We start from the raw sequence: 14624 nt of genomic DNA, 5'->3' as shown, positions 1-14624 counted from the left end.
ACTTTATGCGTGTGGAATGATAGCGATTCTCATTTAACCACCAGCCAGCCATCCCGTCGTCTTCGCGCCAAGCAGGAGACAGGCAGCCAGCCAAATGCGACTTTGTCATCGATCCCATGTCGAGCATGCGGAGCTGACAAACGCACTTCCGACGGGATTTCCCATGTTCAATCACACGCCGCTTGCGACTGCGTTAGCGTTAGCTTTTGCCGTTCCATTCGCCACGCCCGCCGAAGCGCAGACCGCTCCGCAATCCGCGTCGCAGTCGTCGGCTCAAAACGCGGCGACGGGCGCAGCAGCCGACAACGCGACCTTGCCGACCATCGGCGTCGCGGGGCAAGCCGAACAACAGGACTTCCAGGCAGAACGCTCGAGCGTCGGCGCGAAGACGCCCACGGCGTTGCGCGACATTCCGCAGACCGTCACAGTCATCAATAAATCCGTGCTGGCCTCGCAAGGCGCCACGTCGTTCCAGGATGCATTGCGCAATGCGCCGGGCGTGACGATCGGCGCGGCCGAAGGCGGTCAGATCGGCAACAACATCAACCTGCGTGGCTTTACCGCACAGAACGACATCTATCTGGACGGCTTCCGCGATCGCAACCAGTACTATCGCGACACCTTCGACCTCGAGGAACTCGACGTGCTGTACGGTCCGTCGTCGATGCTGTTCGGCCGTGGCTCGACCGGCGGCGTGATCAACCAGGTCAGCAAGAAAGCGAACCTGAAAGATTCAGCGGAAGTCTCGACCATGGTCGGTACCGACGACCGCTATCGCACCACTGTCGACGTGAACCATAAGCTGACGGATACCTCGGCGATTCGCCTGAGCGCGTTCGGCCAAAGTCTGGGTTCGACGCGCGATGTGATGAAGAACAAGGACTACGGCGTCGCACCGGAAGTGCGCTTCGGCATTGGTACGCCGACCGAAGTGACGATCTCCGCGCTGATTCAGCACAACTACGACATGCCTGACTACGGCGTGCAGGCGTTGAACGGACATCCTTCGCCCGTGCCGAAGAACACCTTTTACGGTCTGACCACCGACCGTACGATCCAGGACGTGCAAACCTTCACCGCCGCGATCAAACACAGGTTCTCCGACAGTCTCACGCTGAGCAACCAGACGCAGTTTTCGCATTCACTGACCGATGCGCGCGAAACCGCGCCGCAGTCCGTGTTGACGGGCCCGCTCGCCACCAGCACGGCGCTCACCAACGGCAATTACACGACGCTGTCGCCGTCGCAACTGTTCATCAAGTTGCAGAGTCACGACCGTGTGATCGAAAACCATTCGCTGTACAACGACACGATGCTCGAATACAAGTTCGACACCGGCCCGGTCAAGCATGACCTGATCGCTGGCATCGAACTCGGCCACGACAGTTATTCGAACCAGGCATACACGCGCAACAATTTGCCGGTTGTTTCGATGGTGAATCCGGCTTATCTGTCGTCGCCCGCGGGTGTGACCACGACAGTCGGCAACTACGCGGATTCCGGGTCGAACGAAATCGCGGCCTACCTCAACGACACCGTGTCGCTCGGTCAACACTGGAAGGTGATCGGCGGTTTGCGTTGGGACCGCTTCCAGGCGCAGATCCACAACTCGATCAGCCTGCCGAATTACGCGAGTCAGACCAACTTCTTTACCAGTGTGCGCGCCGGCGTGATTTACCAGCCGACCGACTGGCAGTCGTACTACGTGTCGTACGGCACCTCGTTCGATCCTTCGCTTGAAGCGTTGACGGTCACCAACCTGACGCAGAACCTCGCGCCGGAGTCGACTCGATCGTATGAAGTAGGCGGCAAATGGGATCTGTTCGGCGGCAATATTTCGGTGAACTCCGCGTTCTTCCGCGAAGAGATGACCAACGCCCGCACGCAAGTTTCGCCGACCGAGTATGAACTCGACGGCGACGTTCGCGTCGATGGTTTCCAGTCCGGTGTCACTGGACACATCACCGACAAGTGGCAGGTGTTCGGCGGCTATACGTATATGGACGCCGTGATCCTGAAGGCACTCGACGGAACCCAGGGACATGTGCCGGCCAACACGCCGCGCAACACGCTGACGCTCTGGACCACCTACGCGATCACACCGCACTGGGAAATCGGCGGCGGTCCGACCTATATGTCGCCACGCTACGCGTCGAATGCGAACTACGTGCAGGTGCCGGGCTACACGCGCTGGGACGCGACCGCCGCGTATCACGCGAAGCAATACGACGTCCGTCTGAATCTGCTGAACCTCACCAACAAGCAGTACTACGACGCGCTGATTCCCTCGGACGGTGGCCGTTCAGTGCCGGGCATTGGACGCACGCTGCTGGCGACACTCGACTACCGCTTCTGATGTCGCGTTCGACCGGACGCCGCGCCCAGGAAGCACGCTAAGGAAACCCAACATGTTGCTGCACATTCCGAATGTACTGAACGCCGAGCAGTTGCGCTTCGTGCGCGAGCGGCTCGACAGCGCCGGCGAAGCATGGGTTGACGGCCGTGCGACCGCCGGTTACCAGGGCGCGCCGGTCAAACGCAATCAGCAGATCGCCGAGCATTCGCCGCTCGTGCGAGAGATCGGCGACGTGATTCTCGCGTCGATCGAACGCAACCCGTTATTCATTAGCGCGGTGTTGCCGAATCAGGTGTACCCGCCGCTCTTCAATCGTTACGAAGGCGGCATGGAATTCGGCAGTCACGTCGACGGTGCGGTGCGTGTGCTGCCCAACGGCGTGAAGCTGCGCACGGATGTCTCAGTGACGCTGTTCATCTCCGAACCGAACGAATACGACGGCGGCGAACTCGTTATCGAAGACACTTACGGCGTGCAACAGGTCAAGCTGCCGGCGGGCGACATGATTGTCTATCCGGCCACCAGTCTGCATCAGGTCACGCCGGTCACACGCGGCGCGCGTCTTGCCAGTTTCTTCTGGGTGCAAAGCCTCGTGCGCAGCGACACGCAGCGCGCTTTGCTATTCGATATGGACACGGCGATTCAACGTCTGAACGCCACACATGCCGACGACGCTGCGCGCCGCAGTCTGGTCGGCTGCTATCACAACCTGTTGCGTACCTGGAGCGAAACGTGAGCGTACCCGAGGCTATTGAAGCGCGTCCGGCTGCGGCAATCGACGTCGCGGCGAGCGAACCGTATCGGCTCGACCGCAGTGAACTGAAAGCACGGCAGCAGCGCTCGCGCCGCGCGACCTTCGTCAAGTGGTTGCGCCAAGTGCACGGCTGGATCGGCTTGTGGGGCGCGGCGCTGGGTTTGCTGCTCGGCCCCACGGGCTTTTTCCTGAATCATCGGGGCGGGCCGCTCAAAGTGTCGAGCGGGGAGCCGCTTTGGACGGAACTGAACACACGCAAGACGGTTGGCGCGGTGCTGGTGATAGGGTCGATCGTCGCCGCCGTCTGCATGGGGTTGATTTAAAACCGCGCTGCAAGCCTGCAAGCCTGCAAGCCTGCAAGCGGAAAACCCACCGCTCGCGCTAGAATCTTCGCAGACCGCCAAACTGTTGGCTCTGCCGGGATTTCGCTGATGACCACACCTGTCAACCAAGTCGACGCCGCGCTGATGTCGCGGCGTTCGATTCGCGCCTTTCTGCCCACGCCGGTTGCGCGCACCGATATCGAAGCGATTCTCGAAGCCGCTAGCCGGGCGCCCTCCGGCACCAATACTCAGCCGTGGAAAGTGTACGTGGTGACGGGCGAGTCGCTGGCGCGCCTGTCGCAGGCTCTGGTCGCGGCGTATGACGACCCGCAGCGCGACACGCTGTATCAGGAAGAATATCGCTATTACCCGCATGAATGGGTGTCGCCCTATATCGACCGCCGCCGCAAGATCGGCTGGGATCTGTACGGCCTGTTGGGTATCCAGAAAGGCGACAAGGCGCGTATGCACGAACAGCATGCGCAGAACTACCGGTTCTTCGGCGCACCGGTCGGCTTGTTCTTTACGATCGAGCGGGTGATGGAGCGCGGCAGCTGGCTCGATTACGGCATGTTCCTGCAAGCGATCATGACGGCGGCGCGCGGCCGTGGCCTCGATACCTGTCCGCAAGCTGCGTTCACGCCGTTTCATCGCGTGATTGCCGAGCATCTTGGGCTGCCGGGCGAGGAGCAACTGGTGTGCGGCATGTCGCTCGGTTTCGCCGACGAAAACGCACAGGTCAACACGCTGCGGACCGACCGGGAACCGGTTGAACGGTTCGCGCGGTTTATCGATTGACGAGCGTCACTATTCCCCATCGGACCACCATGAAAACTTCGCGCCGCAATTTCCTGATGCTCAGCGTGGGCGTGAGCTCATCACTCCTGCTGCCCCGCGCCGTGTTCGCCGCCGACACCGCGAACAAACTGAGCGAAGCCGATCCGAAGGCGCAAGCCGTCGGCTACAAAGAGGACGCATCCGGTGTCGACAAGGCGAAATTCCCCGATTACGCCGCCGGACAAACCTGCGGCAACTGCTCGCTGTTCCAGGGCAAGACCACCGACGCCTACGGCGGCTGTACGTTGTTCGGCGACAAGCAGGTCGCGGCGCGCGGCTGGTGCAGTTCGTATTCGAATATCTGACCGGGCACGCGGCCGCGCGCCGGTATGGATCAGTTCAAGGCGCTCAGCACGAGGTCGTGCGAGTGGCCAATCCACACCGCTGCGTCGCGGTGGTCGCGCAAGGCATCACCGGTATTCGGATGGAGAAAAATATCGAGCGCGCCGTGATTCAGCGTGAGCCAGCCGACGAGGTCGGCGAATTGCTCCTGCGTGAAGGCGAGTTGATACGACCACATTGGATGCGGCCCGACTGGACGCTCGTGGAAGCGGCCCATTTGCAGTTTGCCGTTCCAATGCGCTTCGATTTGCTCGCGAAAGGCCCACGCGGCGTCGCGACTGCCTGAATCGAAATAAACGTGAGCGTGCCAGCTTTCGATCGCTGAGGTGTCGCGAAAGGTCATAACAGGGTCCATTGCGTGTCGCTCTGTATCAGTCGTTCATTCTGCTTGAATTTCCGCCGCCGCGCTCGGCGCGCATCTCATGTGAAACTGTATTTCATCTTCGCCGACGGTCTTGAAGCCGAGGCGTTCGTACAGGCGCCTGGCGGGGTTGCCTTTGAGCACCTTGAGCGTAACCGGCAACGCCTCGGCCTGCGCGGCCAGCAAGACCGTCCGCAGGGCCCGCTCGCCGATGCCACGCCCTTGATGCGTCGGCGCAATCTGCAATTGCACGACGACCCATTCGTTCTCGGTACGATGCGCTTTCAGCAAACCGGCCGGCGCACCATCGATACAAATCACCTGTGCCGCGTCGTAACGATGCAGCAGACGCGCGCGATGCTCGGCATCGTCAGCGGATTCGCCGACACGCGTCAGGTGCTCCGTCATGGTGGCTTTGCGCAATTCGAACAGAAAGGGCTCGTCCGCGGCTAGCACCGGACGCAGGGTAAGGGAAGGTTCTTGAGCAGACATGCTGGTAGCTTTTCCAGTGCGCGGGTGGTTAGTAAGAATGGTCGTGAATTGTCGCGGCTGCAGCGCTTTTTTACCACGCGCCTGTGCGCTGGCCTCTCAACTGCATTGCTCGACGCACGCGTGGACGCTATGAGACGGAGTAATCGGGCCGGATGACGTGTGGCCGCGCGTATCTTTTCCCGGCTCACATCTGACGAAATCGCCCCGCTGGGCTGATTCAGCGAACTGGGCTGCCAATTCCCCTCCTTTCGCGCAATTGCATTTGGGCGCGCTCACATAAACTGTTTTCCATGGAGCGACAAGTCACCGCGCCCATCGACGCGGTCTTCCCCCGCGTTGTTTTGAACCGTACCGTTGATGGCAGTTTGCCGCGGTTGTCCGACGTGGCAGGGCGGTAAAGCAGTAGGAAGTCGAAGCAATACATAGCGCGCGATCAAAGCAACTATGCGCGCGAATCAGCAGGGGTTGCAGCGAGGTGAGGTTGAATACGAGGGACCGAGCTGTAAGGCAGTAGCAGTTCAGGTAGCAACAGCTTTATTAGTTTGTGATGGTTATAAGGCCGGCAAGCATCCACGCGCCTGTACGGCTCTTCCATCCTGTCTGGCCCTGTTCCCTCGCGGGAACAGGGTTTTTTTTCGTTAGTGCGGCAAATGCGACTTGTATTTAGCCGGTCCGAACTTATATGGCAGCGTTGCATGTCGGGTGCGCCCTAGCGGAAAATCTGCTCGGGCATGGCGAGATGCCCCGCAATCGAGACTTTGGTTCGTTTAAGTCTGTCTTAATAGTTGCTTGCCATGATGGTTATACAGACTCACGTTAGGGGCCTGTCAAGCCGCCGGCACATCGGCGGCGTTTGCCACCGGAGAGCACAGCATTCGGTGGCAAAGCCGAGAGTTAGCGAAGGAGGTTGAATCGATATGTCCAGTAAATCGCGAGTCCGCAAGCACACCCAGCCGGCCATGTCCCCGCTATTGCGGGCGCTGACCTTTAGCCGCACCGCCCACGAGCCGGTCACCGCGGCGATGCTCCTGCAGTGCTACACCGCCCTCGATGCATTCCGGCGCCGGCAAGGCTCACGGGATTTGCACCTAACTCTGAGCCGGCATTTGCTGGTGTCGCAAGAGTTGGCGCGTCTCGGTCTTGGCGAAGACGTTCTTGCCGATATCGAAAGCGCCCATGCGGCGATGGTGCAGCTCGACGCGCGTGAGCATCACGACGGCGGCTGGATTCTCGAGGACAGCGAATACGCCCGCCTTTGCACAGGGCTGGCGATTCTGGATGGGCAACTATCCGTCGCGTCGTTGAGCGAGATCGCGAACGCGGAAGCGAAGATGATCGAAGGGCTGATGAGATCTGCCCATACGCAAGCGATCGTCGAAGCGGTGGTTTAAAACCCACGTCTGTTTTTCATGTCGGGAACGCGCAAATCTACGCGAGCACGCTGAAACGAAAAACGCCCCGCATGGGGCGTTTTGCTATTTCAGTGTTCATTTCCTTAATCGAAAGCCTTGTGGTTCGGTGACACATAGAGCTTGTGCATGGCGTCACTCATCGGGAAATCGAAGTTGATGTTTTTCGGCGGCACCGGCGTCATGAACCACTAATCCGGCCGAACCGCATCCCTTTAGTGCCCGCGCGCTGCATCTCCGGCGCTGTCAAAGACCTGGGCTAAACTCCACGAACATACGGCGATGGTGATTTATAAGGAGGTTGATGTCATGGAGCCCTCTGATTTCCTCGCGGCGGCTCGACAACTGGCCGCTGCGGCCGAGCTTTTAGCCAAGGCCGGTCCGCAGGACCGCCGGTTCGACGCGTTCGAAATGCTCGCGTTCTTTCGCCGATACGACCAGGTTGGTTCTGGTTTGGAGGCGGTCGCGGTGTCGAATGACGAGCTGTTCGCTCTTACTGCGCAGGCTGCGCTTACGATGGCGGGGCGTAACGAATTTCTGGCCTCGCACGCGCTTCTTGAGCAGGCACGGTCGCTTTTGCCTGCAAGGTGAAAGGCGCTGCGGCACGCTTTGGCGAGCCAGAGGGTCCCCTGCCTCCGGATGACATACGCTCCGGACAGGGAGCGAGTCCGCGAACACCTACACTGGGCGCAAGTGTTATTGCGAGCATCCAGAAAGATGCAATGAAATTTTCCATCAGCACCATGGTGTCAGGAAGCGCCGAAGACTACCGGCCGCTCAGTCTTGAAAGTAGTTCAAACCGAGCGCACCTTTCACCTCCGATACCGTCGCACCTGCTACTTCCCGCGCGCGCAGGGTCCCGCGACGCAAAACATTCAGTACCTCCGCACGATCAGTGGCCAACTCGAGGCGGCGTGTGCGAATGGGTGCGAGCATCGCCTGCAGACGGTCGTTGAGCGCGCGCTTGACCACGCTGTCGCCAAGACCACCGCGGCGATAGTGCGCTTTGAGTTCGTCGACCATCGGCACGTCCGGCTCGAACGCGTCGAGAAACGCGAACACAACGTTGCCTTCGACCTGGCCTGGGTCGCTGACGCGCAGATGCTTAGGGTCGGTGTACATGTTGTTCACCGCCTTGGTGATGTCGTCCGGGCTCGCGCCCAGCGTAATAGCGTTGCCCAGTGACTTGCTCATCTTGGTTTTGCCATCGATGCCGGGCAGCCGCGCCACGTGCGAGAGCACCGCTTCGCATTCCACCAGCACCTGCTTGTCGACCGTGTAGTTGAAACGGCGCACCAGTTCATTGGTTTGTTCAATCATCGGCAACTGGTCGTCACCAACAGGTACGCGGGTCGCCTTGAACGCAGTGATGTCGGCGGCCTGGCTGACCGGATACATCAGGAAGCCGGCGGGGATATCCCGCTCGAAACCGCGAAGCACGATTTCCGCCTTGATAGTCGGGTTGCGTTCGAGGCGCGCGACCGTCACAAGGTTGAGCAGATACTGAGTCAGTTCCGCCAGCTCCGGCACTTGCGACTGGATAAAGATGGTCGATTTCGCCGGATCGATGCCGACCGCGAGATAGTCGAGCGCCACCTCGATGACGTTTTCAGTGACCTTCTGGTGCCGACCGACGTTATCGGTCATGGCCTGCGCGTCGGCAAGCAGGAGGAATTGCTGCGCTTCGTGCTGGAGTTGCACGCGCGAGCGCAACGAGCCGATGTAATGGCCCAGGTGAAGCGGGCCGGTGGTGCGATCTCCGGTGAGAATGACAGGTTGTTTTTCAGATCTGGATGCGTGCGACATGGTCAAATATCCGTTTACCTGGTTCTAATCGTTGTACTTCGTAATATCGAAGTACGCGGTCCCATTACGCCCACCACTCAACTGCACGAGCCGCGAACCACCCGACGTCAACGCCGGGAACGGGCAGTTCGCGCAAGTCTGCACGCCCAGGGCATTGACGCCCGCATAGACCGTCGTTTGATACTGACCAAACGTGGTGTTGTTCGGTGCGCCGGTCGAGAACCCATCCACTTCCGTCGTCGAACCGGTGGCAGTTCCGGGGTAAGCCTGAATCTGTACGGACGTGACCGGATAGGCGAGATTCTGTCCGTTCACGAGGCTCGACCACGTCACGCTCATCGCGTACTGCGCGCTCGCCAGCGAGCCGCCCGGTGTCAGGAATTGCGTCGCGAAGTCCGGCAGCAACGTCGGCCATGCGACCGTGCTGCCCGCCGCCGCGTTCAACGGGCTGCCCGGATTGATGATCGATGACTGGCCAAGCTGTGCGCCGGTCTTGTCGTAGAACGTCACGGTATAGGTCGCGTAGAGCGGCACGGTGCTGGCGTCGATCGACTGCGCCGAGTAGTCGCCGCTCGAAGCCGTCGGCGTGAAGTTCGCGGTCGACGACAACGATTGCCATGACCAGCGATACAGCGACGTGTTGCTATTGGTGATAGCGGGCGAGACCGGTGCCGCGCTCATCGTCAGATCCGACAAGCCCAGCGTGCTGCTGCCGAGCGCATTTCGCTGCATCAGCCAGACCGGCGCAGCAAGTCCGGGTCCCGTGACGGAAGCCGAATATACCGTTGGATTCGAAGCGGTCGGAATCGCAATCGTGAGACCCGACTCGTAACGGTTCACATCGTTCAGCTTCGTGTCGAGGAAGGTGCGACGCTGGATTTGCGACATGATCGAAACAGCAAATTGCGACTGATTGCCGATCAGATCCCAGCCGAGCTGCGTGCCGTTGGTGAGCGTGACGGGCGTGGGGAGCTGTTGCGCGATAGTGTAGAGCACACCCGCTGCTGCGCCGCTCGCCAGCGTGACCGGCAACTGTACGAGCGCAAGCTGCTTGCCATTGCGCGTGAAGAACGCGAGCGTCTTCGGCGAACCGAACACGGCGCCACTCAAGTTCGCATCGGTCAGACCGTGGCCAACGGCCAGATCGGACGAACCGTTTTCGAGGAACGTCGTGTCGATTGCCGGCGAGCATGACGTGTTAAGCGTGCCACTCGCCGCGCAGGCAGTCAGCAGGGACGCAAGCGGTTCCAGATAATTCGCCGCGGCGGACGGTGCGGCCAGTGTGACCGACTGGGCAGTCTGGTTGTTCAGCGCGACGGTCGTGCCTGGCGCCGCGTTCGACACCAGCAACAAGCCACCGTTGGCCGCCGACACCACCGACACCGCGTCGATTACCGCATCGGCGCCGGTGTGGTTCGGCGTAAAGGCCATGCCGATGGGATCGAAGCCCGCCGTCTGGATGCCGTTCTGCGCGAGGATTTTTGCCAGCATCGTGTCGAGCGTGATGGTGGCGATCTGCACGGACGGCAGCGTCACCTTGGACAGTGCCGTGGTGGACGCGAGGTCGATCGGATTGCCCGAGGCCGTCAGCATGGCGGCAATCGCGGTGGTCAGCGTCGTGACGTTCGCGACAGCCGGTGCCGTGCCGCCCGGCAGCCTGGCGAGCACGGAAACGAGCGGGCCGGAGACGCCGCTGGCATCCGCGGCGACGATCAGGAACGGCAGGGTCATGCCCTTTACCGAAATCGTGTACGCGCCCTGAGTATCAGTGGTTGCGGTGGCCTGAGCGCCGGTCGCGTCGGTCAGCGTAACGCTCGCGCCCACCACGGCGGTACCGGCGGCGACGGTGCCATTCACCGAGGTGGCCGTGACAGCCGGCGTGCTCGATGACGTCGAGCCGGAACTGCCGCCGCCGCAACCGCTCAGCTGAATCAAGGCACAGGCCACGGCAGCCGCGACGCCGGTGCGCACTAAAGATCGATGCATGAATTTCCCCGATGCTCTGTTTATATGATTCGCTTGTTATGCCGGCAAACTATGCCATGAGCCTGGCTCAGTGTGCCGCGCAGTATCGCCGGATTGAACCCGGATTATCTACTGCGATTAATCGATACACAGCAAATTCATGACGAGCTTTAGCGCGCTCGGGGAATACTTTAAAGCGGCGGTTTCGTGTCGCGTGTCAGGAAGCAGTTCAGCGCTTCAGTTACTTGCCCAATTCGTGCCCGATAATCCCGCCGGCTACCGCGCCGCCCACCGTGCCGACCGCGCTGTGATCGGTCGCCTCGTTGCCGATAACGCCGCCCGCCGCCGCGCCGCCAAGCGTGCACCCGGCTGTCAATGTCAGTAGCGTCAATAACATTGCGATGATGCCCAGACCAGATCGATTTCGCATGATGTCACCTCGGATGTGTGTCCATACAAGCGGAGGAGCAATCCATATGCCACGCTTGTATTACGAGTGTCCGTAGGGCTTGCGCGCCATCGGCGCCGGGGCGGTGAAACGGGTTTGCTGGACTCATCCGCGCTTGCTAGACTGCCTTTCGCTACCTAACTGTCAGCGCGTTTTTGCCGTCGTACGCCCGCCTGGCGTTCACGTCCACGGCGCGATAAATCGGAGACGTCATGTCCTATATGCTGCTTATCGTCGAACCCCCGAATCAGCGCATCGAACGCGGCGAACAGGCCGGGCGCGAGGTCTACGACCAGATGCTGCGTTTCGCAGCCGACCTCAAGGAGCGCGGTAAGCTGGTCGCCGCCGAAGCGCTGACCTCCTCCAGTGACGCTGTGCGCGTGCAGGTGCGCGACGGACAGCCGAAACTGCTCGACGGCCCGTTCGCCGAAGCCAAGGAAATGATCGGCGGCTTCTATCTGCTCGATTGCGAAACCCGTGAAGAAGCGGTGGCGATCGCGCAAACCTGCCCGGCGGCCACGTGGTGCACCGTCGAAGTCCGCAAGCTCGGACCGTGTTTCCTGTAAGCGGGTTCGCCCCGTCGGGACTATTTGCCTAGGGTTTTCCCTGGACCAACAACAAGTATGTCGATCCGGTCGCGTATCGCTCGTCGTGTGAGTAAGGAGCCAGCAAACAGAGAACGGCTCGCCGCCTACCACACCACCCAAGGAGCGATCGCGATGCGATTCATGATCATAGTGAAGGCGACTGCCGCCAGTGAAGCCGGCGGCCGGCCGGACGACGCCCTGATGGCTACGATGGGCACCTACCACGAAGAACTGGCCAAGGCCGGCGTGCTACTCGACGCAACCGGCTTGCAACCGAGTTCGAAAGGCTGGCGCATCCACTACAGCGGCGACAAGCGCACGGTGCTCGACGGTCCGTTCGCGGAAACCAAGGAGCTGATCGCCGGCTACACGCTGATTCAGGTTCGCTCCCGCGAAGAAGCCATGGAATGGGCGCGACGGTTTCCGTCTCCGTTCGGCGAGCAGGTCGACGGCGAAATCGAAGTGCGGCAACTCTATGAACTCGAGGACTTCGAGCCGGGCGGGGAACTGGACCGTTCCCATAAACTGACCGCGGCCAAACATTGATCCCGAGGCCGACCCGAACGCCGAACGAGGCGTCGATCCGGCTACATCGAAAGGACTTGTCATGCTCAAAACCATTCTGATTACCGTCGTCGCGGCGGTAGCGCTGCTGCTCATCTATGCGGCGACGCGGCCCGACAACTTTCGCATTGAACGCAGCGTGCGCATCGCGGCGCCGCCGGAGCGGGTCTACGCGTTGATCGACGACATGCATCAATTCAATCGCTGGAATCCATTCCTGCGCAAAGATCCGGCGACGCAAGGCACCTATAGCGGCGCGCCAAGCGGGAAGGGCGCGCGTTATGGATGGCAAAGCGAAAAGATCGGCGTGGGGCAAATGGAGATCGTGGATACGACGGCGCCGTCGAGCGTGACGATGAAGCTCGATTTCCTCAAGCCGTTCGAAGCGCATAACATGGCCGAATTCGAGTTGAAGCCGGAGGCGGGCGCAACGCAAGTCACGTGGGCGATGCATGGGCCCGCGCCGTTTCTGTCGAAGCTGATGCAGGTGTTCGTCAGCATGGACAAGATGGTCGGCAAGGATTTTGAAGATGGCCTGAGCAATCTGAAGACGCTTGCCGAGGCGAACTGAGCACGCTGGATCGCTGCCAGGGCGGCACATCGCGACGCAATGCGCTGCCCCAGCGAGCAGACAACTGGATCAATGGATTTCGTCATGCATAAGCAGATCTACGTCAATCTCGCGGTCGACAATCTCGAACGGTCGAAGGCATTCTTCAGCACGATCGGTTTCAGCTTCGAGCCGCAATTTACCAACGAGCAGGCCGCGTGTCTGGTCCTCGGCGAGAATCTGTTCGCGATGCTGCTGGTCAAGGACCTGTTCAAATCCTTCACGCGCAAGTCGCTCTGCAATCCGAAGGAAAGCACGGAGGCGCTGTTGGGCCTGTCGTGCGAGAGCCGGGGCGAGGTGGATGCGCTGGTGGCGAAGGCGCTTGCCGCCGGCGGCACGGTGCCGCGCGCGCCCCAGGACTACGGCTTCATGTACGGACACGGCTTCGAAGATATCGACGGACACATCTGGGAGCTGATCTACATGGATCCGAACGCCAAGGCAGCGGGCTGATCCCGTGACGACACCGGCCATCCATCGTGCCATCGAGGCAGTCTGGCGGATCGAATCCGCCAAGGTCATCGCCCACGTCGCACGGATCGTGCGCGACGTGGGGCTCGCCGAAGAACTGGCGCAGGACGCGCTGGTGTCGGCGCTGGAACATTGGCCGGACGCGGGCGTACCCGACAATCCGGGAGCGTGGCTGATGGCGACCGCGAAGAACCGTGCCCTCGACCGCTTGCGCCAGGAAGCGTTGCATGCCCGCAAGCGCGAGGAACTAGGCCACGATCTCGACGCACAGGAGGCGCACCTCGTGCCGGATTTCGTCGATACCCTCGATGCCGCGCGTGCCGACGATATCGGCGACGATCTGCTGCGGCTGGTGTTCACGGCGTGCCATCCGGTGCTGTCCACCGACGCACGCGTCGCGCTGACGCTACGTTTGCTCGGTGGCCTCACCACGGACGAAATCGCCCGCGCGTTTCTCGTGCCCGAGCCGACCATCGCGCAGCGCATCGTGCGGGCCAAGCGCACGCTGTCGGCGGCCAAGGTGCCGTTCGAGGTGCCGCAAGCGGATGCGCGTGCGCCGCGGCTCGCATCGGTGCTGCAGGTGATCTATCTGATTTTCAACGAAGGCTATTCGGCCACCGGCGGCGACGACTGGATGCGCCCGGCATTGTGTGAGGAAGCGCTGCGGCTTGGACGCGTGCTGAGCGGGCTCGTGCCTGACGAAAGCGAAGTGCATGGTCTCGTCGCGTTGATGGAAATCCAGGCGTCGCGCACGCATGCGCGCACGGATGCCGAAGGCAGGCCGGTGCTGCTGCTCGATCAGGACCGCAGCCGCTGGGACCCGCTGCTGATCCGCCGCGGGCTGGCCGCGCTCGGCGCCTCGCATGCGTTGGGCGGCGCGAGCGGCGCGTATGCATTGCAGGCGGCGCTGGCCGCGTGTCATGCGCGCGCTCGCCGCGCTGAAGAGACCGACTGGGCGCAGATCGTCGCCTTGTACGACGCGCTGGCGCAGGTGGCGCCTTCGCCGGTGGTCGAGCTGAACCGGGCCGTGGCAGTCGGCATGGCATTCGGACCGGCCGCCGGTCTGGAAATCGTCGACGCGCTAGCAGCCGATGCCGCGCTCGCCAATTATCACTGGTTGCCGAGCGTGCGCGGCGATCTGTTGGAGAAACTAGGCCGCGTGGAAGAGGCGCGCGCCGAATTCGAACGCGCGGCCGCCATGACGCGCAACGCGCGCGAGCGCGAGCTGTTGCTCGAGCGTGCCGCTCGCGGCATTGCACATTGAGGGCTGCCGGACGCCGACTCTGCGCGGTTTAGCGC

The 14624-nt window shown here is 61.5% G+C and carries 16 protein-coding genes and 2 pseudogenes; 12 read left to right on the top strand and 6 right to left on the bottom strand.

Annotated features, from left to right (window positions below; translation table 11 throughout):
- Positions 1-163 precede the first annotated feature (163 nt).
- From PQQ52_RS09115 to PQQ52_RS09095, 5 genes and pseudogenes are all read left to right on the top strand, one after another.
- Positions 164-2356, top strand: coding sequence for a TonB-dependent receptor (locus PQQ52_RS09115; protein WP_408209393.1), 2193 nt, complete (start codon positions 164-166; stop codon positions 2354-2356).
- Positions 2357-2408: 52 nt separating this feature from the next.
- Entirely contained in the window at positions 2409-3092 is a 684-nt protein-coding gene (locus PQQ52_RS09110; RefSeq protein ID WP_408209391.1) for a Fe2+-dependent dioxygenase, read from the top strand.
- Positions 3089-3343, top strand: a pseudogene (locus PQQ52_RS09105) (PepSY-associated TM helix domain-containing protein); the annotation flags it as partial. The gene PQQ52_RS09110 and the pseudogene PQQ52_RS09105, both read left to right, overlap by 4 nt.
- 198 nt (positions 3344-3541) lie before the next feature.
- Positions 3542-4231, top strand: a complete 690-nt coding sequence (locus tag PQQ52_RS09100; protein WP_408209388.1) for a nitroreductase — start codon at positions 3542-3544, stop codon at positions 4229-4231.
- Positions 4232-4260: 29 nt separating this feature from the next.
- A complete protein-coding gene (locus tag PQQ52_RS09095) occupies positions 4261-4575 on the top strand; it encodes a high-potential iron-sulfur protein (protein WP_408209386.1) in 315 nt (104 codons plus the stop codon).
- A 29-nt stretch (positions 4576-4604) separates the two neighbouring features.
- On the opposite strand, the gene PQQ52_RS09090 is transcribed toward PQQ52_RS09095, so the two are convergent.
- Positions 4605-4955, bottom strand: a complete 351-nt coding sequence (locus tag PQQ52_RS09090) for a DOPA 4,5-dioxygenase family protein (protein WP_408209383.1) — start codon at positions 4953-4955, stop codon at positions 4605-4607.
- Positions 4956-4991: 36 nt separating this feature from the next.
- Complete coding sequence (locus PQQ52_RS09085; protein ID WP_408209381.1) at positions 4992-5465, bottom strand: GNAT family N-acetyltransferase; 474 nt, start codon at positions 5463-5465, stop codon at positions 4992-4994.
- A 917-nt stretch (positions 5466-6382) separates the two neighbouring features.
- Here PQQ52_RS09085 and PQQ52_RS09080 point away from each other — a divergent pair.
- On the top strand, positions 6383-6856 hold the full coding sequence (locus tag PQQ52_RS09080; protein ID WP_408209378.1) for a hypothetical protein: 474 nt from the start codon (positions 6383-6385) through the stop codon (positions 6854-6856).
- A 104-nt stretch (positions 6857-6960) separates the two neighbouring features.
- On the opposite strand, the pseudogene PQQ52_RS09075 reads toward PQQ52_RS09080, so the two are convergent.
- Positions 6961-7065, bottom strand: a pseudogene (locus PQQ52_RS09075) (amino acid ABC transporter substrate-binding protein); the annotation flags it as partial.
- A 91-nt stretch (positions 7066-7156) separates the two neighbouring features.
- On the opposite strand from PQQ52_RS09075, the gene PQQ52_RS09070 reads away from it, so the two are divergent.
- Positions 7157-7465, top strand: a complete 309-nt coding sequence (locus PQQ52_RS09070) for a hypothetical protein (protein WP_408209376.1) — start codon at positions 7157-7159, stop codon at positions 7463-7465.
- A 186-nt stretch (positions 7466-7651) separates the two neighbouring features.
- Here the strand turns inward: PQQ52_RS09070 and trpS are convergent, their stop codons facing one another.
- The 3 genes from trpS to PQQ52_RS09055 all read right to left on the bottom strand — a co-directional run bounded on the left by trpS (position 7652) and on the right by PQQ52_RS09055 (position 11042).
- Positions 7652-8680: a tryptophan--tRNA ligase gene (gene trpS / locus PQQ52_RS09065; protein WP_408209373.1), complete on the bottom strand. Its 1029-nt coding sequence runs from the start codon at positions 8678-8680 to the stop codon at positions 7652-7654.
- A gap of 24 nt (positions 8681-8704) precedes the next feature.
- The gene (locus PQQ52_RS09060; RefSeq protein WP_408209370.1) at positions 8705-10666 is read right to left on the bottom strand and encodes a hypothetical protein; all 1962 of its coding nucleotides are present in this window, start codon (positions 10664-10666) and stop codon (positions 8705-8707) included.
- Positions 10667-10886: 220 nt separating this feature from the next.
- Positions 10887-11042 carry a glycine zipper 2TM domain-containing protein gene (locus tag PQQ52_RS09055; RefSeq protein ID WP_408209605.1) on the bottom strand — a complete coding sequence of 52 codons (156 nt, stop codon included), beginning with the start codon at positions 11040-11042 and terminating at the stop codon, positions 10887-10889.
- A gap of 263 nt (positions 11043-11305) precedes the next feature.
- On the opposite strand from PQQ52_RS09055, the gene PQQ52_RS09050 reads away from it, so the two are divergent.
- The 5 genes from PQQ52_RS09050 (at position 11306) to PQQ52_RS09030 (ending at position 14589) form a co-directional block, all read left to right on the top strand.
- Positions 11306-11659, top strand: coding sequence for a YciI family protein (locus PQQ52_RS09050; protein ID WP_408209367.1), 354 nt, complete (start codon positions 11306-11308; stop codon positions 11657-11659).
- 153 nt (positions 11660-11812) lie between these two features.
- The gene (locus PQQ52_RS09045) at positions 11813-12226 is read left to right on the top strand and encodes a YciI family protein (protein ID WP_408209364.1); all 414 of its coding nucleotides are present in this window, start codon (positions 11813-11815) and stop codon (positions 12224-12226) included.
- 61 nt (positions 12227-12287) lie between these two features.
- Positions 12288-12815 (top strand): SRPBCC family protein, encoded by a 528-nt coding sequence (locus PQQ52_RS09040; RefSeq protein WP_408209362.1) that lies wholly within the window; start codon positions 12288-12290, stop codon positions 12813-12815.
- Between the two features lie 84 nt (positions 12816-12899).
- Complete coding sequence (locus tag PQQ52_RS09035; RefSeq protein WP_408209360.1) at positions 12900-13307, top strand: VOC family protein; 408 nt, start codon at positions 12900-12902, stop codon at positions 13305-13307.
- Between the two features lie 4 nt (positions 13308-13311).
- Positions 13312-14589, top strand: coding sequence for an RNA polymerase sigma factor (locus tag PQQ52_RS09030; protein ID WP_408209357.1), 1278 nt, complete (start codon positions 13312-13314; stop codon positions 14587-14589).
- Positions 14590-14624 lie beyond the last annotated feature (35 nt).

Source organism: Paraburkholderia sediminicola (assembly GCF_046030555.1).
Taxonomy (GTDB): Bacteria; Pseudomonadota; Gammaproteobacteria; order Burkholderiales; family Burkholderiaceae; genus Paraburkholderia; species Paraburkholderia sediminicola_E.
This window is presented reverse-complemented; position numbering and strand designations above follow the sequence as displayed.